Here is a 22,261-nt window from a genome sequence, read left to right on the forward strand (position 1 = left end):
AAAATAAGAAATAAAAGGGAAAACATGATCTCTGTGTTAAAAGCTAGGCGAAACATATTATGCTTAAGTACATTACTCACGTTAGTCATGTCGTATAACGCTATATCAGACACCCTTGAACTCTCAACTCTTGAATGGCCGCCATTCACGGGATCTCGTTTAATCAATAAAGGCATTACGAGCCAGATAGTAGAACATGCATTAAACAATGAAGGTCATAAACTTAGGATCACGGTTTTACCTTGGAATCGGGCTATAAGAATGGTGAAGATGGGCTATGCCGCGGGATACTTTCCTGAATATGATACGGCCACAGATGAATTTTTGCTGTCTGACTCTTTAGGACATAGTTCGTTAGGATTACTTGAACGAAAAACAGATCCCATAGCTTGGCATAACGTGAGTGACTTAAATAATTACACCTTAGGTGTCATCACTGGTTATCTCAATACGGTTGAAATTGATGCGATGATATTAGATGGCAGTCAAAAAATTGAAACCGCAAGAAATGATAAACAAAACATCTTGAAACTCGCTGCGGGTCGTATTAACGCGATTATAATTGACGTTAATGTGTACGATTTCCTAAAGTCAGACCCTCAAATTGCAGAAATTGCGGATCTGCTGCAAATTAATGAAAAAATATTAGAATCTAAGAGCTTGCATGTTGCATTCGAGAATAATCAGCAAGGAAAAAAGTGGTTAGAGATTCTTAATAACGGTCTATCTAAGTTTAATCCTCAAGCTGTTTTGGACGCTTCGCTACAAGAAATGCGACAAAACAAGTGATATTACTGCAATAGATAACTGTAAACCTGCACTCAATGATCCATCCGAATACGCTTGCATCTCCCCATAGTTATCAAGTCCAGCGCCCGTGTAATCCACAATTGCACATTGCAGCCATTAAGCTCAAGTAAGACTGTTGTCCATACAATGGGATCCGTTCATTGACCCACCCTAATTGTTACAATATTGTATTTAAAAGAATTTAAACTGTAACAACAGTTTATTATCATACTTTATAAGTGTGAATTAAGTCTTTGGGGGTCAGTTCATTTAAGCGCTGAATAAAACTATAAACATAAGAGCACATGAGTAATGACAATATCAAAACTATCTATCGCTGCACTTTTGACAGGATTAGCATTCAATGTAAATGCTAACTTGCTCATTAGTGAAGTTCTGTATGACACACCTAATAATGACAGCACTGAAGAGTATGTTGAGCTGTTTAATGCTGGATGTGATGTTATCGACCTGAGCCAATATCAAATTAGCGATAACGGCAGCAGCTATAACTTGCAAGGCAGTTTAGCCTCTGGAGAGTACTTCACCGTAGCAGCAAACTCTGCCGGTTTTAATAACTTATTTAATCTATTACCCGATCTGTCTGGGATGCCCTTAGCATTAGGTAACTCTGGCGATTTTGTGCGCTTAAATAAAGGTGCCCAAGAAATAGATGTCGTGGCTTGGGAAGGCGGCATTTCTGGGTGGTCTTTAAATGTTCAAGATGTGTCGTTATATCGCACCACGGTACTCAACACTAAATCAGCGGCCGATTGGAACGCAAGTAATACCCCAGGGACACCAAGCACAGGTTCACTGACCACTAATTGTGGTGGTACTGGCGGCGTTAGCGATAATCAACTCGGTAATGGTCAAGCTAAAACTAATTTAACTGCCAGTACAGGCCAAACACTAAAATACCTTGCCGACCTTCCTGCTAATGCCACTCAAGTGACGGTGACCATGAGCGGCGGCAGTGGAGATGCCGATCTTTATGTGCGCCAAGGTAGTGAACCGACATCAAGTGAATATGATTGCGCGCCTTATATGTCAGGTAATAATGAGCAGTGCCCTATTAGTAACCCTGTTGCAGGACGTTACTACATTAACCTTCAATCTTATGCTGCCTTCAGTGGTGTCAGCCTTGTACTTAATTATACCGTTAACACGGATACGGGTGGTGGCACAGGCACTGGTGAGGGAGACGGATCCGCTGGAGATAACAGCAATTATGCGTTCAACACCTACTATGCAGCTGCCATTGGCCAATCTGGTGCAGCACTTAAAGCGAGTCTGAATCAGATAATTAAAGGCCATACGCGCTTTAGTTATAGTCAAGTATGGGATGGATTGGGTTATGCCGACGAAGACCCAGCCAATAGTAACAATGTCATTTTATTGTATACCGGCCGTTCAGAACCCAAAACCAATCGTGCAGGTATGAGTAACTCACAAGATGCATGGAATCGTGAACACGTTTGGGCTAAAAGTCATGGATTTCCTGACAGCAGTCAGTATGCCTATACAGATTTACATCATCTTCGACCAGCCGATGTCTCTGTTAACAGCAGCCGTGGTAACAAAGATTTTGATGTGGGTGGCAGCGAAATATCAGAAGCACCAGGCAACCATACCGATGCTGATAGCTTTGAGCCAATGGATGAAGTCAAAGGCGATGTGGCGCGAATGATCTTTTATATGGATGTACGTTATGAAGGCAATGATAACAGCAGCACGCCTGATTTAAGCATCGCAAATGGCACAACCAATACTGGCGCTGCGTTATTGGGCGATCTGTGTACCTTGTTAAATTGGCACCTGCAAGATCCCGTCAGTGACTGGGAACGCCGCCGAAATAACCGTATCTTCGAATGGCAGAAAAATCGTAATCCTTTTATTGATAATAGCGGCTGGGCAAGTGAGCTATATGGCGCATCGTGCCAGTAGGTATTAGCCATCATAGGTAAATGATTAAGCGCAGCCATATAGGCTGCGTTTTTATTCTAAGGCCCGATACAACAGAGCAATAGCTTAACCAATTCATTCATTTATCAGCGATAAAGTGCGAGGTTTCGCAAAAATAGCCCTTATTGCTTCACAACATAAGACTGGGTTTTGTTAATCCCATCGAATATTGCCGCCTCACAAATGCCTGCATACTCATTAGATTTTTATTTCGCATTATCAAAAAAAGTAACCGCAGCATACTGTCGTATTAAAAACATCAATAATGAAGATGACACATAGGAACCAACTCATAGCCTTGTTTTAAACAGCAAAAAACCTGGGCTCCCTTGCCCAGCTGTACAAATGTTAACCCTTGTTTAGTTGTTAAACATACGTTAATACTAATTTACTCGATCAAGCATTACATAGAATCGGGATCCAACAAGACTTAAACATTTTATGCAATACATCATTGCACCTTTGGGGAGGATAAATGATGAAAACCAGTGTGTTAAAAATATTAATAAAGGTATCTCAGGTTAAATCCGCAACACTTAGCGCATTATTTTTAGCCGGTATTACGCTATTGTCACTTGCGCCACAGCAAGCCTATGCTCAAGGAACAAAATACCCTGTGGTGCTCGTTCACGGTTTATTTGGTTTTGATGATATTTGGGGGGTAGATTATTTTTACAGAATACCGCAAACCTTACGTCAGCAAGGCGCTCAAGTTTTTGTTGCTAGCGTGTCACCCGCTAACTCAAGCGAAGTCAGAGGGGAGCAGTTACGTACTTTTGTTCAAGCCGTACTAGCACAAACAGGGGCAAAAAAAGTTAACTTGATTGGCCATAGCCATGGTGGTCCAACAATTCGCTATGTCGCCAGTGTCAGTCCAGAAATGGTGGCTTCGGTAACGTCTATTGGTGGTGTTAACTGGGGTAGCCGTGTGGCCGACTTAGCACGTGGGATCATTCCCGCAAACTCCAATACAGAATATCTGGCACAACAAGGTATTAATTTGTTAGCCGGTATTATTTCTGGCATATCAGGCAATAACGGCCTACCGACAGATAGTATCGCAGCGATGACATCACTCACCACCCGTGGCTCTATTGCATTTAACCAAGCTTATCCTGAAGGTATTCCGAGCCAATATTGTGGTCAGGGCCAACAACGAGCAAACAATGGTGTGTATTATTTCTCCTGGTCAGGTACCAGCCCATTAACGCATGTTGTTGATCCATCGGATTACCCACTGAGCTTAACCAGCTTAGTTTTTGGTGAACCTAACGACGGCCTTGTCTCTGGCTGTAGTTCTCATCTAGGTAAAGTGATTAAAGACAATTATAAAATGAACCACTTAGATGAAGTAAACCAAACCTTGGGGCTAGTTAGTTGGTTTGAAACTAATCCAGAAACCTTATATCGCCAGCATCTTAATCGTTTACAGCAATTAGGTTTATAAACAAGATGAAAAGTGGATTTTCACTCGCTCAAAATCCGCGATTATGGGTGGGCATACTTTTGCTCGCCCTTTTTATCGTGCTATTGACCGCATCATTGATGCATAAACACCAAGCAGAGCTATTGGCCTCTGATAAATTACCTACCTTTGAGTCTAACTCAACATTATTCACACCAGAAACTACAGTGAAAACTGCACCTATTGGCAAAAACACATTAGGTCAGCCACTGCGGTTATCTCAAGCACTTCGCTGGGATTTTGACGACATTATTTTGCAGCATCAAGATAAAACAACCTCACTGGAAAACCTACTGTCTACATTAGCCAGTACACTTGACCTTAGTGCCGCTGCGCACGCTAAACTTGCCGCATTGTTTCAGCGTTACCGTGACTATAAAATCGCGATAGCTTCTTTAAAGGACGCCAGTCCTGCAATAGACGGCGATATTGATTTAACCATGACATTTGATTTTATCGAGCAGGCCCATCTATTGCAGCAAAGCTATTTTTCGGCACTCGAAATAGATGCATTTTTTGCCAAGGACAACAAATATGATCAACAAGCATTTGAGCGGCTGAGAATTCGACAAGATAGCAGTTTGACCAGAGAACAAAAAGCGGAGTTACTCGCGCATCAAATCAGCCAACTGGATGAAGAAGAACGCCGAGCCATTACGCCAACACTGATGGCCAATGATATCAGCGCTTATTTAGAGGGCACATCACCACACAGCGACCTAATTACAGGGATAAACGCAGACATGAGCCAAGAAGTGCTTGAACGAGTACAAGCAACTCAAAAAAACAATCTAGATTGGCAAAATAAAGTGACCTTGTACCAGAATTATCAACAACAAATAGCCCATTTTCCAGACACTGAACAGCAACAGGCTTTAGCACAATATCAACAACAGCAATTTACCCCGAATGAACAAAAACGCTTAACCGTGTTTGTTAATCATCCTGAGTTAATCAAGCCTTAATCTACTATCCAATCGATTAACTCATCGCTGTGCCATTGACCCGTTTAGGCTAGTTACCGTAACCGAAAATAACATAGCCTGAACGGGTATCTAGTTTACACAAATAACCGCCTAGGCGCGGCATGCATCAAAAAGTGTTGATGTGAGATATTCCATGCATACGCACCAGCATGAGTAAATACGAGGTAATCACCCACGGCTAATGATTTAACATACTGCTGTTTCGCCAGCACATCTTTAGGAGTACACAGTTGCCCAACAAGCGTCACCAGCTGATTGCTCAGCACCGGCGTTATCGATGCATCCAAAGCCAATTCAGTGTCAACACGCTGTCTCTTATGCGCCGACAATCCATCTTGGTTCAGTACAAAAAAAGGATGGTTATGATCTTGGGCTGCTGGAGTTCTAAAGTGATGAGTACCACCATGACCTATGGCAAACCATTGACCATGATTGCGTTTAATGTCTAATACTTGCATGACATAGTATCCCATTGCGGCGCTGACAAATCGGCCACACTCAAACCTAATCTTCACCTCTTCCATGTTCAACTCGGCAATCAAATGAGCCAGTCCAACACAAAAAGACGACCAGTCGAATACTTGCTGAGGATCGGCATAATTAATACCTATACCGCCACCGACATTCAGTAACGGTAAACGCAAACCATATTGATGGCACCATGTTTTAAAGGTTGAAAAATACAATGCCATCAAAGCCAGATGACGCTCAACATCCAACTGATGTGACATTAAATGAAAATGAAAGCCCACCAGCTCGACTAAAGGTATGCCGGATAATTTGGGCTGGTCACGTAAAAGATCCATGGCGGCATCGAGTTCACTCACGTCGATACCAAATGGCGTGGGTTTACCGCCCATCGTTAGACGAGTTTCGGCGATGCCCTCTAATGCAATATTCATCCGTAATAAGATGCGACAGTGACATTGTTTTTGCAGACAAAGGGCAATGATACGTCGCAGCTCGGTCAGACTCTCAACATGAATAGCATCAACCTTTAGATCGATTGCCTGAGAGAGCTCTGATATTAATTTACCCGGGCCACCGAAAATCAACTGCATCTGCGGCTGACATTGATGCAACCAATTAAGCTCGCCACCTGAAGCCGCTTCAAAACCATGTACTATCGGTGCTAATGCAGCCAATACTTCGGCTTCAGGGTTAGCTTTAGCGGCATAGTAAAGCTCACAATTACTCGGTAACGCTTTTACCATCGCATTGGCATGGGACTTAAGTTGTTCGAGATCGTAAATATAAGCACACAAAGGAGCGTGCGGATCTTGTTGTGACGTTAAAGTCGAAATCGCATTAATGATTTTATCCACAATAAACTCCAGGCAGTAGTTGGGATGTGGCTATCTCTGATGCTGCAATGTCGACTGGCTCGGATGTCGTTGCCTCTGCGTGATCATCTCGACGATGAACCATTGGATTAGGCAAGCGGGTATAACCCGATAACCGATCGGCCTGCATAAATAGACGGGTACTCAAGTTATTTTTTGAGGGAATCGGATCACCATGTAATAAACCTGCCAGCTCAGGTTGCTCACCTTCGATGTGCTGCCACTGACGTATCACATTGGCGACGACCTGCCACAATTTAGCTTCTAATTGCTGGCTGCCAGCAGCTAAATGAAATATTGCTTCGCTGACATTATTAATCAAGCTGCAATAAGCTATTCGGTTCCAGCCCTGGTCTCGGCTGTAGTAAACAGAAGCCTTGGCTTCTTGTGATAATCCTTCAAGCGACTCGCTCGGCCAAAACTCAGGCACGAGTTTGGTTCCTTCAAGATCTCGCAGCCAAATATAGGCTGGTATTCCCTCTTCAAACCCTACGACTGTGTTTTGTAAATGAGGTTCAAATGCCACGCCTCGCTTAAAGAAAAAGTAAAATATCCCGGGGAGTAATACGTCAACATAGGCGCTAAACCATTGAATAACGGTTTGCTGATAAGTTTGATGTCTGTGCTTAGATAGTGCCATAAGGCGCATTTCGCACACACTCTTGCCTTGATGATCCCAAGCAAATAATGCACCAGCCATCAATGGCTTATATCGTTCAAGCAAGTGATTTTCTATACCCTCACGGTAGAGAATACCGAAACACTCCGACACCATAAGACTTTGGGCCCGATTACTGTGCATATCCTTGTCTTCATCCAGCAATCCGCTTAAATCTAATGTGCTGGCCCCCGGCTCTGCCATCAAAGTAAAATGCGGGCAATGCATACGGGCCTCTGCGGCCACTGTCATCAAGATTTTGCTTAAGATCACTGCACTTTCAAGTTCATACCAAGCATTTTTACGCACGCAATTGGTTAAGCGGACATGAATAGAAAACTTCATAAACTGATTAATGTCGGGTAAATAAGTGGTTCTAACCGATGAGGTTGGATACACCTCTGTGCCGATTTGTCCCAAGGGTTCAATTAAGCCTGCTGCGATGGCTTTGCGCACTAACGGCTGCTCAAAGATGGTGTTAACTTCCCAGGGGTGACAAGGGTATAAGCAAGCTTTCTGTGGCTTTATTTTGTTAATCCAGTCCATCGGTTTTACTTCGGTGCAGTACAACTGCTTAACCAAACTGGGATCAACTTTAAACCAATATAAGCAAAAATTAGCCTTAATCTCTGGCGAACAAGCCAACATGTCATCGAACGCCACACCATGACGACTTTTTGGGGTCGGATGCATAGCATGCCCCCAAAGCAAGCTTTGCTCAGAGGCAATAAGCCCCGCGCCAGCATAACTTAACAACTGATTCTCAGTGGGAGCCTGTTGCGATAACCGCTGCAAAAATGCTTGGGTTACCGCAATACTGTTGTCTATTTGGGCTAATAACTCATGATTAAACTCAGTACTGGTGATCTTGGCCAGGTGCGCTAACAGCAGTTGTGTTATCTGTTCAGCACTACTGAGTTGCCAAACACAGCCTAACTTTTTTAAATAGAGCTGAGGGGTAAAACGAATTCGACCAAGCAAGCTCACTCTGTCGGCAACGAACAGCAATGTGGCGTTCGACTCAGGAAGCTTGAGACGAACTTTTTGCTGGTCGCGCGTTAAACACTGCGACAAGGAAAGTGGGCAATCTGGATGAGTATCATCAAAATCAACCTCTTGACGTACAATGGCAAACTCGCGTAAGTAGCAATTAAGCAAACAGCTTATTGCATTAAATTCGGCCTGTTCGCAGTAAATCTGCAGGCTATATTTAGCCTGCACTGGCTTAATATCACTCTTGGATTGCATAAACATGTTGCTCTACCTCCTTGTAAAAAAACTTAAGCCCTACTAGTGCACAACCACAGCTCAATGCTGCGAGTAAAAAAGGAAACTGCAACCCGGCTACTTGAGTCACGCTGCTCGCACCAATTCCTGCAATCACACCGGCCCATTTACCCCAAGCATCGAAACGACCAAAGGAAAGTCCGGCGCTACCTTGCTCAATACTGCGGCTGACAATGAGATGCAGACCATTGAAAATAAGCACCATACCTAATCCAAACAAAACCCGCAGAGCCCATAAGCCAGTGCTGTTATGCAATAAAAATTGCCCTAAACACGCCCCAGCAAACAGGACGAGTCCAAGTTGAGTTTGCGACTTAGCAGACAAGGTTATGGATTTAATATTAAAGGCCAATAACAAATAGATAAGGTGTGGCAGGCTATAGTAAAAACCACTTAATGCATCCCCCTCAATGCCCAGCTGTTCACTGTATGGCAGAAAGTAGGGAAAGGTCACAACCATGGCAAAACAGAAGAAAAACTGTAACCAAAGTACCTTATAGAAGGTCTGACTCTGAGCGCTTGTCGGTGGGGCAATGATTGATCTAGCCGCAACAGCCTGACTGACGACCACGTCATCTTTTGGTAAGCCGATGCAAATAAACAATGCCAGCAAAGGCAGTAATGCCAGCACACGATAAATCATTAATGGATCATCAATATGAGTAAATAGACCTAAGATGATTGGTGCACTCACTAAAGCTAATCGTGCAGAACTTTGAGTCAGATTAAGGTTATTAGCTAAAGCCTTACCTTGATAAAAGCGACTCAAATAAGCATTCGATGCTGCAAGCGTACCGCCACTGATCCCTTGTACGACTAAGCCGATAGCAAACATAGATACGGAATCAGCAAAACCGGATAACAAGAACCCCAACACTAAACCGATTTGAGCCCGCAACAATGAAGTCTTCTTGCCATACCTATCGGCAAACTTGCCCCACCAAGGTGCCGATAATGCGGTGCAGATCGTCGGCACAATAAACATTAGCCCCACCAGATAACCTGATTCATCTCCCCCTAAACTCGCCAGCATCCGAGGGAGAAAAAGTGGCATGCCTAGAGCAGTAAATGCCGTGAGAAAGTGACAAAACAGTACAACTGAAATCACTCTCATACTACGGCCTCACCCAATGCAAAAACGTCTTCATCGTGCTGTTCAAGCTGAGATTGCTCTCGCGAAGCACGTAAAAAGTTTGGTGCACTTTGGCCATAAAATTTATTGACATCGGTCGCGCCTGATTGCGCTTTACTCAGCAAGCTGCCAGAGCAAAGCAGGTATTTAACTGGCAGCATGGGCTGATTTAGCAAATAATTCCGAGCATAGTCAGTCTCTATTCCCTGCGCCTGGAGCGACGCTAATTGGTCGATTAAACAATCACGCAATTGACGATAAAGCTGCCATGCTGGTGCCATTCCCGCTTCGGCAATCGCTTCAATAATGGCGGCTATATCAAGCTGCAAGGTAATCGTGGTAAACATTTGTGCTAAGGCTTGATCATCATTAACTATGATCCTGCGATCGATAAGTTGTGCTGCATCATGTTCAAGCGCTTCGGCTTTTGACAAACTCGCTTGATAACGACTCACCAGCAATCTGGCTGAGTCATTGTCTTTCATCACTAAGGATAAGCGTGAATCTTGATGATAGGCCAAAATAGCATTTTGCTGGTTTGACTCTAATGCGATGCCATACTTTAACCACAAACGTAAATGCACCTTGAGCATAAGCTGTAAATATTGGCTAAACCAAACATCCCAATAGCCTTGGTAATATCGATCCGCTAAATGCGCTAAATATAGGCGTCCGTCAGGCATGACACTGGCAAGTGCAGCAACTGGAACTAACTGCTTATCTTGCATGGTTGGTGGATAACGACGCACAATATAAGCAAACAATTTATGGTCGCCTAAGTGACCACCATGTTGTTCATCCACATGCTCAATGCTCTCACCTAATACATCATCGCGTTGCGCCAATGCTGTCAACGTGCGTTCAAACCAATGTCCGTCATATAAAGTACTCGGTTTTATGGAGCGAATATTCTTAGCCCCTAAGGTCGCCATCAATAATGGCACCTTAATATGCACGCCTGGAGTATTGACCACAGCCAATGTTCGGACGGATAAACTGGCCTGCACCGTAAGCGCCGATTGAGGAGCAAGAAGCACTCCCTCTGGCAAGACATCCAAACTGAGAGCCGTTAACGGATGTAATGGAAATAAACAATGTGTGTCTGTGAGCGACTCATCGAGTCCAACCTCAGTCATACTTGGCCAACACTCTGGCACTAACGAGGTTAACGTTACTAATTCTTTAGAAATCGCTAACCAATAAAGCTCAAATTGGGCGGCAAACTCTGGTGCAAATAATGTCATCGCTTGAGAGTCAAAACCGACTTTGGCTCGTGCGGTTGGATAATAAGGATGGTCTAAATACGATGCGACCTGATCGCTGAACAGCATACTTTTATGCCAATCTTTGATGGTGCTCAATGGGACACTTAATGCCTCTTTCCGAGCATTAAATGCTTGTCGACAAAGCGCCCTATGGGATACCGCACAGTCCGCTTCTGCAATATAGTCGAGGAACAGGGCGTTAGATTCTGGCGGTAAATCTGCGGCCAATTCCGTAAGCCAAGCTCGATAACCTTGCTGGTACCATGGGGTATCATTTTTGTTAGTCAGCTTGTGGCTTAGCCAAGTATCAGAGACGGCTCGCCATGTCTGCATATATTGACTGGCGATCACTGGAACATAGATAACTCGCTGCGAAAAATGACTGACCTTAAGCCAAGCGGCAGGCATAGCGTCGGGCCAGTGTCGGTTTAATGCTGGCGGTATTGCCGCGACAATCTCGCCTTTAGACATCAGTTCACAGACATTTTCTCTGAGGCAGGCATCGATAATACGTTGGCCGATATACTGTTTATCCGTGGTCATTATCATTAGTTAAACTCCCAGGTTAAATCCTGCGATAACACATCAGCCGTGGCCTGAAGACTCAAAAAATCCCGCCCCCAAACCGTAAGCACGCCAAGGTAATCTTTATTGGAATGACTGAGTCGAATTTCATCGCCTATCGACTTAATAGGCAAATAGTGTGCATGATGGGTTAAATGATCCACCGCTAATGGCATAGGACACGCACTAAGACTGCCCTCTTCGTTAGCCGGGAAATAGCGGATTAAGGCATCACTGGTGTCGGTATCTAATTCAGCTAACTCCTTACCTGCGTGGACTAATAAAATCGTTTCAAACCAGTTAAAATTAAGCACATCATTAAGAAGAAACTCGCGGCCATCGCCGATACTACGGTAATTCATTTCAACTAAAACCGGTCCGCTGTCTGTCAATATAAATTCACTGTGGCACACCCCAAAATTAATCCCAAAAGCGCTAATCTGAGCCAATGCTTGTTGACGATATTGCGTGCAAATTGCCCCATTCCAATAGGCTTGAGTTTCAATAAAATAAGGCGGGGGCGATAAAGACACATCAAACCCACCTATGGCATGCAAGGTCTGGCCATCGCCTAGGGTTTCTAATGTAAATAGTGGCCCTTGCAAATAAGACTCAAGCAAAATCACACTCTCTGAACAACCGATGTTGGCCGCATATGCCATTAATTCTTCAGTATTTTGGCATAAAGCCACTCCCATACTCGCAACACCTTCACGAGGTTTCGCGACTAAAGGAAATGGCATATTACTAGGTAAGTCATATCCTACAGACCAACTAAAAGCCCATGTGCTGGGTAAACCAAGCGCCAATAACTTAGCACGCATCGCCGCTTTATTTTTAGCTTGGTAACACACATGCCAATTTTTCGCTGCGCAGGCAAAATAATCAGCCACCATCGCAGTTGATGTTTGCAAGTGATCACTATTAGAAAAAACGATATCGGGTGAAACACCTAAAGTATGTAAGCAATCGATAATGGCAAGAGGGTTGAATACATCACATTCGATAATATGATCTGGAGACTGTGTTTGGCCGACAAAATATTGTTTATGTGCTAAACCATGATCGGTCAGTAACCATATTTCGTAGCCTAAATTGAGTGCCGCTGGTACAAAACCTTCCACCACAGCTCGATTTTCCACATGTGTAATCAAAACTAATTTAGGTTGCATAACTTACATTCCTATACTCAAAAAATACTAACGCTATTTAACGGCAATATGGTCCTCAATCACGGTAACTAGGATGAGGATTCTCGCTGCACCGAAACAATGTAAATGATAATCATTACTATTTAAATAAAATTTACATTCGAAAATGACATTAATAAAAAATGACTACTTGGCTTAAACTAATTGGAAAATAAGGAAAAATATTACTAAAGCAGAAAATTTTGTAACGGCATCGTAAGCAAGTCGTCATAAACTACTTGACCCGGCAAACGCAAATGAGAATAATTATCGAAATCATTAACAAAAAATATTTTGACCATTATGCTGTTCTTCCACTCGCTCAAATCAAAACTAAGCAACCAAGAAACGGTTTTTGGGATCTTAAATTCAGTTCCCTCTCCAGTCATATGTGAAATGTTTGCTTATGCCGGATTTGATTTTGCCGTTCTAGATACTGAGCATGTACTTATCTCAGATGACACTTTGGCACACTGCATTCGTGCAGCAAATTGCTCAGGGCTGCCACTGCTAGTCAGAGTGCCAGACGACAACGCCGCAACCATAGGTAGAGTTTTAGATGCTGGAGCGGCTGGAATTGTAGTGTCGAGAGTATCTAGCCTGGCAATGGCAAACAATGCGATTGCAGCCGCTAAATATCCCCCCTTGGGTACTCGAGGTATTTCGGGAGGACGTAATACCGGTTTTGGCACCCTTGCCCTCCAAGACTATATAGATTTAGCGAATCGAGAAGTGGTGGTGTGTCTGATGATTGAATGCATCAATGGCATGGCGGCATTACCTGACATCGTCAAGCTAGCGCAAGTCGATATGATTATCGAAGGCGCATTAGATCTCAGCTTATCTCTAGGTTATGGCACACAAGTTACCCACGCCGATGTTCAAGCCCAAATCCATAAAATGGCCCACCTTTGCCAAGCCCAAAATGTCACCTTTTGCGCCATTCCTCGCACTCCAGAACAACAAGCGAGCTGGCATGAAAAAGGCACAAAAGCATTTTTAATCGGTGAAGACCGCGGCATGATTTTCAAAACGTTTAAGCACCAACTTGACACATTAAAACAGACTAAATGATACATAGGGAATATGCATGTTAACTGAAAAAACCAGATTTACTTTGACCACCATTGCTGTCGCAATCACTGCCAGTCTTGCAAGTTCTTCAGCGTTTGCTGACAAAAGTCAGCCTAAAACCAAGCCTGAAGTGATTGTGGTAACGGGCAGCCTGCTAGGCAATTCTGAAGTAGCAGATTTAAAAACCTATACCGGTAACCGCTCCATCATTACAGCGGATCAAATATCACGAACGGCGGCACGATCAATCGATACCGCATTACAACAAGTCCCGGGGATCAAAATTAAGGATGAAACCGGAACCGGTATTCTGCCTAATATCTCTGTACGTGGCTTAGACAGCAGCCGCAGCGGCTACGCCCAAGTATTACTGGATGGCATTCCAATGACACTAGCGCCATATGGCCACACTGGACAGTCATTATTCCCAGCAACCTTATTTATGATCGATAGAATCGATGTTGCTCGCGGTGGCGCATCAATCCAATATGGCCCGAACAACGTCGGTGGAGTCATTAATCTTATTTCAAAGTCGATCCCAACTGACTGGGAAACCAGCGTCAATGAACGGATGACCTTCTTTGGTGACAGCCGTAACCTATTTGATACCAACATTAGTACCGGTGGCGCCGTTAATGATGACTTTTCGATGCGTTTTGATGGCAACATAACCAAGGGTGAATCGTTTCGTGAACACTCAGAAACCGATATTAAAAACCTGATGTTAAAAACCGTATGGAATATCGATGAGCAAAATAGCTTAGATGCGACATTACAATACTACGATGCATTTTCTGAACTACCAGGTGCGCTGAACACACCAGCCTATGAAGCCGATCGAGAGCAATCTTTACGTCCTAATGATGAATTTAACGCAGACACTAAACGGGTCGCATTAAAATACAATCATGTTCTCGATGATTCGAGCATCATCGACTATGGCGAAGTTGATCTCAGCGTATTTGGTAATAAAAGCTCACGTAATTTCCAGTGGGACTTTTATGATGCCAGCCAAGACACCGACGGCAATCTAGGAACAAGCTGGAGTGATACCACACAAGAAGCCACTCATTTGCGTAACTCCCCACGAGACTTTACCGTATTTGGTATCGAACCCACGACAAGTCTTCTTATTGACGGCGATATCAGTCAGCATATTATTGCTGGTGTACGTTACGTTAATGAAGACATTAGTTATCAACTTAACCACATAGACAAATCGTCACAAGTCGCAACTCGACCACGTGACTGGCAGATGGATACCAATGCCATGGCTTACTATGTCAGCAACAAACTGGGCTTTTTTGATGATACATTATCGATTACCCCAGGCCTGAGATATGAAGATGTTCATATGACCTTTAGCAATCTTGGTCAAGACTATAGCCAAGATAACCATGTTACCGAATGGCTACCTGGGATCACCTTAGGTTATGAATTCAGTTCAAATTGGTTTGCTTATACCAATGCGCAACGTTCACTCAGAACACCACAAATTTCACAGTTATGGCCTAAAGATCAAACTCTGGAGTCAGAGCTATCTTGGAACTATGAAGCCGGTGTGCGCTTTACCCCCACACCAAGAAGTAACTTAAGTATTGCGGCATACCGTATCGATTTTGAAAACAAAATTGAATACGACAACGATATCAGAATGTTTGTGAATATTGGCCAAACGCGTAACCAAGGTATTGAACTAGAAGGCACATATTCACCAATGGCTCTTCCAGATTTGATATTAAGTGGCAGCTATAATTATTTAGATACCGAACAACTTGACGGCGAATTTGCCGGGAACGAATTAGCATATGTGTCTAAACATCAACTGTCTGCCAGTGCTATGTATAGCATCAACGAGATAGATTTAGGCTTGATGGCGTTCTACTACAGCAAGTCATTTTCTGATCTGGCTAACACAGTAGAAGAGAATGTTTCAGGCACAGCAGGCGAAGTGCCTGCTTATACCGTGGTTAACTTTAATATTGGCACTGAGTTTTTCAAACAAGATAATCACGGCTTAAAAGTCGGTTTATCGGTTAACAATCTATTTGATAACCAGTATTACTTTAGAGGCTTAGATGTTTCTCCCGCTGGACGAGTTGCCGCGGCAGGTCGCTCACTTAGCTTAGATGTTGGTTATACCTTCTAATCAAGCTAAGTTGCTAAGGTGAGTATTGTCAGCTCAACGAGCAAATTCATCGCATACCAAACGGCTATATAAAACACAGCCTCAACACAAATGTTGGGGCTTTTTTATCCGTTATTCAAATACCATTTTATGCTAAAACATCACCAATAAATTGCAGCCGCGTTGCTTGTTTGATAAGCCTAGATTGAGGCTAGTAAGCCTTTAATTCGCTCATGTACTTCATTGGTGATTTTTTCATGACTTTTTTAAACATGGTAATAAAAGCACTGACCGACTCATAGCCTAATAACTCAGAAACATGCTGCACACTGTGCTTATCTGACAGCGCTTGCAGTGAGGTAATAATATGAATTTGGGTGCGCCACTTTCCAAATGTCATACCGGTTTCTTTTTTGATCAGCCGCGCTAATGTGCGCTCGGTTAATGCAAATTGTTCGGCCCATTGTGGTAGTGTTTTTCTGTCGCTAGGTTGGCTTATCAATTGTTGACTCATCGCCTGAATAACAACATGTTTAGACAAGGCAACATCTAAATGCTGAATAGGCATCTCAATCAGTTGATCCAATAAAACCTGCGCTAATCGTGCCGTGTTACTGGATAAATCATAATGCTGATCACGCCCTGCAAGCTCACACATCAGCTCTTTTACTAAGGGCGTAATCGCCAAAGTACAAGTATTGAGCGGCATTTTGAACATCGTATTGTCAATAAATAAGTGACATAACTGGGCGTTGTCTGATGCGCGGTTACTGTGGACTTTATTTGCCGGGATCCAAATGGCACTATGGGTTGGCACCATCCACATTTTTGCAGACACCTCACAGGTGACATAACCATGCAAAGCTAAAATCAACTGCCCTTTAGGGTGAGTGTGTAACGGAATTTCGTGGCTGGCACAGGTATGCTCAATTTTGGCGATAATAGCTTGCGGCATATCTTCAAAATTCTTGATTTCATCCCAGCCAATTGCATCAAACATCGTTTTGTCAGTTTTCAATCATTAAATGTCACTATTTCTAAATTATAACGTCCGGCAAATCTTTATACTAGCGACCATTATTGACGCTAAAAACAAAAACACGGTATGACTTCAGCTATCTTACATAACAAACCGAAATCGCGCTTCTCAGGCATATTACTGGTGCTGGGCATTTTGCTTATTGCGGCAAATTTACGCGCGCCTTTTACTGGGATTGCCCCAGTACTGGAGCAAATTATTAGTCACTTTGGCCTGACCGGATCGCAAGCAGGCTTTTTAACGACATTGCCGTTAATTGCCTTTGCCGTTATTTCACCAATGGCGGCAGTGTTTGCTAGAAAACAAGGTTTAGAACACGCATTATTTACCGCGTTGATCCTGATATTTTTAGGTATTGCCGCTCGATTTATCGACTCCTCCACCATGCTCTTTATCGGTACGGCTATTATTGGTGTCGGAATCGCGATTGCCAACGTGTTATTACCCAGTCTGATTAAACGTGATTTTGCCACGAAAGTAGCACTGATGACCTCAGCCTACGTGCTGACTATGGGAGTCACCTCTGGTGGGTTTTCAACCTTGGTATTTCCCCTTAGCCAACTCAATGGTTTAGGCTGGCAATTTGCTCTGGGCTCAGCAGCCATAATCACAATTGCCAGCTTAATCGTCTGGACAGCTCAGCTGGGTAAACACACTAAACCAAGCTATTGTGCACATCAATCGGCTGCCTCAAAAAGTGTTTGGCGTTATCTTTTAGCCTGGCAAATTAGTTTGTTATTAGGCCTAAACTCATTTCTGAATTACATCATTATTACTTGGTTGCCAAGCATACTGACTGATACTGGCCACTCAGCCGTTGAAGCCGGGGCGTATCATGGCGCTTTTCAAATTGCGACAGCACTGCCAGGCTTAGCATTAATTCCGTTACTGGCTAAGTTAAAAGATCAAAGTGCGCTGAGCTTTATTCTGGCGCTACTCAGTGCGCTCAGTGCCCTTGGTCTGCTGTATATGCCTCACTTTGCTTTTGTGTGGACACTAATGCTGGGCTTTTGCTCTGGGGCTTGTTTTATTTTAGGATTGTCGTTTATTAGTTTGCGCACCGATAACCCGCACCAAGCCGCATCACTTTCTGGTATGTCACAAAGTGTCGGCTATTTACTGGCAGCCGTTGGACCTATGATCGCAGGCGCGCTACACACTGCAACCGGCAGTTGGGATGTTCCGTTATGGTTATGTGCGATTGCAGGCGTATTGTGTGCTTTATGCGGTTTAGGTGGTGGCAGAAACACCACCTTAAGCAAGTCAGTTAGCGGATAAAAAATCACCAAGCGGCTATTGCAACATCGTTATAGCCGTTATGTGATTAGCAAATATTACAGACTGCGGTTGAGATATTTACGCGCTTTTTTATTGCCTAATTCAGCACTTTGTTTTATCCATTTATCACCCTCAGCTTGATCTTGGTTGGCAATTAATCGTGTCCCCAAAGCATATTGAGCATCGCTCTGCCCAAGCTCAGCAGCTTTAATTGGCGCGCTCAAAGCCTCCCTGTAGTATGTAACTCTAACCATAAGCCTTTAAGCGGCGGTTAAATTCATTGCCTTAGCATATCTGCTAGGCGAAAACGTTATGGTAACCAAAAACATAAATGTAAGGGTCACTATCACCATAAGCCAGGAAGTTTGAAAACTGCCGCTCCATTGGCGAAGAGCTCCTGCGATGTAAGGGATAACCGCTGTCACTATAAAACCAACACCTTGGACAAAAGCGGTTAATGCTCCGGCCAGCTTAGGTGAAGATAAGTGGTCAAGCGTTACGGTCAGAGTCAGCGCAAAACAGCCGCCAAGGCCGTAGCCGATCATTGCAACCCATGAGGTTAACATTAACTCAGGCGCTAACATTAATCCGCAAAATCCAACTAGTTGAATACCGACCGCAAAAAATAACCAAGGACGTCTATCAAGACGACCAGCAGATAATGCCGGAGCAGCTAGAGCACCAATTACCTGAAATATCGTCATAATCCCAATGAGTTCACCGCTATCTTGAGCGCTCCAACCTAATTCCTGAGCATAACTTGGTAACCATGCAATCATGCAGGCGTAACCGCCGTTAGCCAGCCCAAAGTAGCAAGCCAGTAACCATGCACGGCGATTAGTAAAAAAATTAATCTTAACGCTATTGTCGCTAATATGTAGATTTTCTCTGGGCCTTGTCCACCATAATAACAGTGCTATCAAGGCCGGTATTAGCCAAATACCAAGCCCAGATTGCCAATGACCTTGATGGTTCGCCACTAGCGGGCTAATGACTGCGGCTATACCTCCACCAGCCATAAGTGAGGCAGAATATCCTCCCATTGCTAGTGGCACACGTTGTGGATACCAGCGTTTAACTAAACCAGGGAGTATCGCCTGCATAATTGCGATGCCTGTACCCGCCAGCAATGCACTGGCAATCAGCGCGCCACTATCGTTGAGCCATAAACGCCAAAAACTCGCCAAAGCAATTGCAACAAGGCCTGCTGTTATCCAAACACTCTCGCTAAACAATCTGCCTAACCAAGGTAGCAATAAGGCAAATATCCCCATACATAACATAGGTAACACTGTAAGTAAGGATGCGGCTTGTAAGCCTAAACCGGTAGTGGCAGTAATGTCGTCCAGCAAAGGGCCTATGGCGGTAAGTGTCGGCCGTAAATTGATTGCCATCCCAGCAATAATGAGCATCGGCCACAACATGGATAATACCGACTGGCGTGCTGCGGTAGTATGATCTTCACTCATGAGTAATGGATAATCCTATTGGTGAAAAAAATAATCGGCACTAAGTGCCGACTATGGTGAAATGATTTGGTTTTAAAAAGGCTTGTAGGGTAAGAATTTACCATCAAGGGTAATCACTGCGCGCGAGCCACCTTCAGGATCTTCAACCTTCTTGATATCCATTTTAAAATTGATTGCGCTGATTATCCCATCACCGAACTGTTCGTGCACTAAGGATTTTAAGGTCGTACCGTATACTTGCATCATCTCGTAGAAACGATAAATCGTCGGATCTGTAGGGATACTATTTTCAACACTGCCGCGTAATGGGATAGCTTGCAGCAACGTAATCGCACTAGCATCAAGACCAAGCGTTTCGCCAACTTGCTTAGCGGCGTCGGCTGGCAAAGGCTGCTGACCTAGCAAAGCCGCTGTAACGAATACATCACTTAAGCCAGTACCCTGGGCGATTTGTTCAAATGAAAGATTCTTTTCTGCTTTGGCTGCAATAATGAGATCGGTTAATGCTTGGCGAGCAGTATGGCTAATTTGTGATTGGATCATAATAATACCTCTATTGTGTTTTATTTACACAGCAACCTTTAGCTGTGTGTGGGTTGCGCGGACATCAGGATAGTCCGCAAGGGAAACGAAAGTATTGGTGTGGTAGTCCAAGGCATCAATACTGCCTGACTCGATATCGTAGACCCAGCCGTGCAAAGCCAGACGGCCTTCTCCTAACGCGAGGCGGACCGAGGGATGCGTTCTAATATTATCAAGCTGGGCGATGACATTTTCTCGCACCATAGCTTCAATCCGTGCGCGTTCACTTGTGTGCTGGCGGGCTTCATTGACGATACGAGCAGAGTCGGCATAGCGCAGCCAACTGCCCACCGCAGGCATGTGATCCATACACTTGCAGGTGGCAATCGCGGTCATCGCTCCACAATCAGAATGTCCACAGATAACAACGTCGGTGACTTGCAATGCGGTTACGGCGTACTCCACCGATGCCGAAACACCGCCGGGTTCAGGCCCATAAGACGGTACAATATTACCGGCGTTACGAATAACAAACAGGCCACCCGGTTCATGCTGGGTCACCAACTCAGGCACTAAGCGACTGTCCGAGCAAGAAATGAATAATGTGCGTGGATGTTGGCTGGTAGCCAAACTCTTGAACATCTCTGCACGTTCGGGGAATACGTCAGTTTTAAACTTTAAAAAACCTTCAATAATATTTTTCATCATAGTGACCTCTGCCTTGCAATACAGTGAATGCTACGCCCACACTAGAATAAGGTAAAATACTGGTTTATTATGATATCGATAAGCAATACTTATACATCGGATCGCATATGCTATTACGACACATCAACTATTTTCTCGCGGTGGCGGAATATCGCAGCTTCACTCGGGCTGCAACTTCACTGTATGTTTCACAACCGGCGTTATCTCAGCAGATCAAACAATTAGAAGAACAATTAGGTTGCCAGCTATTTGATCGTTCAGGACGCAGCGTACGTCTAACAGATGCTGGAGAAATGTATGCCCGCTATGCGCGTAACGCCCTCCAGGATCTACAAGAAGGCAAGCGAGCGATTAATGATGTGAAAAACCTCAGTAGTGGAGAACTGCGTATTGCTATTACACCAACTTTTACGACCTACCTTATCGGTCCTTTGATAAAAGTATTTCATCAGCGTTACCCCAAGGTGACACTGAGCGTGAAGGAAATGTCACAGGAGCAAATGGAACAGCGATTGCTGGACGACGAATTTGATGTCGGTATCGCATTTGAAAATGTGCATTCTGCGGATATTGAATCGCAGACTCTTCTGGTAGAAACCTTGGCATTAGTCGTGAGAAAAGATCACCCTCTTGCGCAAGAGTCAGTCGTTAATCTGCAAATATTAAACCAGCAGTCAATGGTATTATTAAGTAATGAATTTGCTACCCGTGAACAAATTGAACGTTATTGCCGTCAGCATCAAGTACAACCAAAGGTGTTGATGGAGGCTAACTCACTCAGTGCAGTTATTGAGATTGTGCGCAATACTCAGCTTGCCACTTTGCTGCCGTCAAACATTACTGGCGAGCGAGATGAACTCGTCGCTATCACCCTAACCCCCTCTTTACTGCAACGTACAGCAGTATTGCTCCAGCGAAAAGGAGCCTACCAAACCGCGGCGGCGAAGGCGTTTATAACCTTAGCACATCAGCATTGTCAGCCAGATAACTGTGTTGAAAGCGATAGCGAACAACATTAGGTTGCTAGCTCATTGGTTATGGCTGTGTGGATCAAGCTGTTTATTAATGTGATAGGTATTTTAAGGCAAGGTATTGATTATTACGATTCGCAGTGACCTATTAGCTATCGTCGCTGCGATTTTCGACGACAATGTATACTCTTATAAATTTTAGTCACTAAACTAAGATAAATAATAAAAGACTTATTTAGATAACATTAGAAAACCTATCAATATATTAACCTACTTACTCTACTACTATAGCCTTCTCTTAAAATAGATAAGTAAACCATGACAATTAATATATTAAGTATGCCATGCCATTAAACACATATAATACATATAACACATCATATTGTTTAATGTATTAAATCGATTATATTATCTAAGATATTAAGCAC

The 22,261-nt window shown here is 43.7% G+C and carries 18 protein-coding genes; 8 read left to right on the top strand and 10 right to left on the bottom strand.

Going from position 1 to position 22,261, the window contains the following annotated elements:
- From H5185_RS14070 to H5185_RS14085, 4 genes are all read left to right on the top strand, one after another.
- Positions 1 to 789: ABC transporter substrate-binding protein (locus H5185_RS14070; protein WP_220494465.1), on the top strand; the 789-nt coding region annotated here is incomplete at its 5' end.
- Positions 790 to 1,101: 312 nt separating this feature from the next.
- A complete protein-coding gene (locus H5185_RS14075) occupies positions 1,102 to 2,736 on the top strand; it encodes an endonuclease (RefSeq protein ID WP_182742403.1) in 1,635 nt (544 codons plus the stop codon).
- A gap of 493 nt (positions 2,737 to 3,229) precedes the next feature.
- Positions 3,230 to 4,201 carry a triacylglycerol lipase gene (locus H5185_RS14080; RefSeq protein WP_182698284.1) on the top strand — a complete coding sequence of 324 codons (972 nt, stop codon included), beginning with the start codon at positions 3,230 to 3,232 and terminating at the stop codon, positions 4,199 to 4,201.
- Between the two features lie 5 nt (positions 4,202 to 4,206).
- Positions 4,207 to 5,184, top strand: coding sequence for a lipase chaperone family protein (locus tag H5185_RS14085; RefSeq protein ID WP_182742404.1), 978 nt, complete (start codon positions 4,207 to 4,209; stop codon positions 5,182 to 5,184).
- 95 nt (positions 5,185 to 5,279) lie between these two features.
- On the opposite strand, the gene H5185_RS14090 is transcribed toward H5185_RS14085, so the two are convergent.
- From H5185_RS14090 to H5185_RS14110, 5 genes are read right to left on the bottom strand one after another with little or no spacing between them, the layout of a single operon-like run.
- Positions 5,280 to 6,530, bottom strand: coding sequence for a type III PLP-dependent enzyme (locus H5185_RS14090; protein ID WP_220494466.1), 1,251 nt, complete (start codon positions 6,528 to 6,530; stop codon positions 5,280 to 5,282).
- Complete coding sequence (locus H5185_RS14095; RefSeq protein WP_182742405.1) at positions 6,523 to 8,460, bottom strand: IucA/IucC family siderophore biosynthesis protein; 1,938 nt, start codon at positions 8,458 to 8,460, stop codon at positions 6,523 to 6,525. Before H5185_RS14095 ends, H5185_RS14090 begins: the two co-directional genes overlap by 8 nt.
- Positions 8,438 to 9,607 (bottom strand): MFS transporter, encoded by a 1,170-nt coding sequence (locus tag H5185_RS14100; protein WP_182742406.1) that lies wholly within the window; start codon positions 9,605 to 9,607, stop codon positions 8,438 to 8,440. Before H5185_RS14100 ends, H5185_RS14095 begins: the two co-directional genes overlap by 23 nt.
- Entirely contained in the window at positions 9,604 to 11,439 is a 1,836-nt protein-coding gene (locus H5185_RS14105) for an IucA/IucC family protein (protein ID WP_220494467.1), read from the bottom strand. The genes H5185_RS14100 and H5185_RS14105 overlap by 4 nt, the downstream gene beginning before the upstream one ends.
- Positions 11,439 to 12,626: an acetyl-CoA carboxylase biotin carboxylase subunit family protein gene (locus tag H5185_RS14110; protein ID WP_182742407.1), complete on the bottom strand. Its 1,188-nt coding sequence runs from the start codon at positions 12,624 to 12,626 to the stop codon at positions 11,439 to 11,441. Before H5185_RS14110 ends, H5185_RS14105 begins: the two co-directional genes overlap by 1 nt.
- A 321-nt stretch (positions 12,627 to 12,947) precedes the next feature.
- Here H5185_RS14110 and H5185_RS14115 point away from each other — a divergent pair, with 321 nt between their 5' ends.
- Both H5185_RS14115 and H5185_RS14120 read left to right on the top strand, forming a co-directional pair.
- Entirely contained in the window at positions 12,948 to 13,718 is a 771-nt protein-coding gene (locus tag H5185_RS14115; protein WP_182742414.1) for an HpcH/HpaI aldolase/citrate lyase family protein, read from the top strand.
- Positions 13,719 to 13,734: 16 nt separating this feature from the next.
- Positions 13,735 to 15,867: a TonB-dependent siderophore receptor gene (locus H5185_RS14120; protein WP_182742408.1), complete on the top strand. Its 2,133-nt coding sequence runs from the start codon at positions 13,735 to 13,737 to the stop codon at positions 15,865 to 15,867.
- Positions 15,868 to 16,057: 190 nt separating this feature from the next.
- Here the strand turns inward: H5185_RS14120 and H5185_RS14125 are convergent, their stop codons facing one another.
- Positions 16,058 to 16,846 (bottom strand): helix-turn-helix domain-containing protein, encoded by a 789-nt coding sequence (locus tag H5185_RS14125; RefSeq protein ID WP_182698277.1) that lies wholly within the window; start codon positions 16,844 to 16,846, stop codon positions 16,058 to 16,060.
- 117 nt (positions 16,847 to 16,963) lie between these two features.
- Here H5185_RS14125 and H5185_RS14130 point away from each other — a divergent pair, with 117 nt between their 5' ends.
- Positions 16,964 to 18,163: an MFS transporter gene (locus tag H5185_RS14130; protein WP_310741668.1), complete on the top strand. Its 1,200-nt coding sequence runs from the start codon at positions 16,964 to 16,966 to the stop codon at positions 18,161 to 18,163.
- 56 nt (positions 18,164 to 18,219) lie between these two features.
- Here the strand turns inward: H5185_RS14130 and H5185_RS14135 are convergent, their stop codons facing one another.
- The 4 genes from H5185_RS14135 to H5185_RS14150 all read right to left on the bottom strand — a co-directional run bounded on the left by H5185_RS14135 (position 18,220) and on the right by H5185_RS14150 (position 20,859).
- Complete coding sequence (locus H5185_RS14135; protein WP_182723195.1) at positions 18,220 to 18,387, bottom strand: hypothetical protein; 168 nt, start codon at positions 18,385 to 18,387, stop codon at positions 18,220 to 18,222.
- A gap of 36 nt (positions 18,388 to 18,423) precedes the next feature.
- Positions 18,424 to 19,632 carry a CynX/NimT family MFS transporter gene (locus H5185_RS14140; RefSeq protein ID WP_182742410.1) on the bottom strand — a complete coding sequence of 403 codons (1,209 nt, stop codon included), beginning with the start codon at positions 19,630 to 19,632 and terminating at the stop codon, positions 18,424 to 18,426.
- A gap of 72 nt (positions 19,633 to 19,704) precedes the next feature.
- On the bottom strand, positions 19,705 to 20,175 hold the full coding sequence (gene cynS, locus H5185_RS14145; protein WP_182698273.1) for a cyanase: 471 nt from the start codon (positions 20,173 to 20,175) through the stop codon (positions 19,705 to 19,707).
- A 24-nt stretch (positions 20,176 to 20,199) separates the two neighbouring features.
- The gene (locus tag H5185_RS14150; protein WP_124016779.1) at positions 20,200 to 20,859 is read right to left on the bottom strand and encodes a carbonic anhydrase; all 660 of its coding nucleotides are present in this window, start codon (positions 20,857 to 20,859) and stop codon (positions 20,200 to 20,202) included.
- Between the two features lie 110 nt (positions 20,860 to 20,969).
- Between H5185_RS14150 and cynR the strand changes: the two genes are divergently transcribed.
- The gene (gene cynR, locus H5185_RS14155; RefSeq protein WP_182742411.1) at positions 20,970 to 21,881 is read left to right on the top strand and encodes a transcriptional regulator CynR; all 912 of its coding nucleotides are present in this window, start codon (positions 20,970 to 20,972) and stop codon (positions 21,879 to 21,881) included.
- Positions 21,882 to 22,261: the final 380 nt, after the last annotated feature.

The sequence above is a fragment of the Shewanella sp. SG44-6 genome, from assembly GCF_014164185.1.
GTDB lineage: Bacteria > Pseudomonadota > Gammaproteobacteria > Enterobacterales > Shewanellaceae > Shewanella > Shewanella vesiculosa.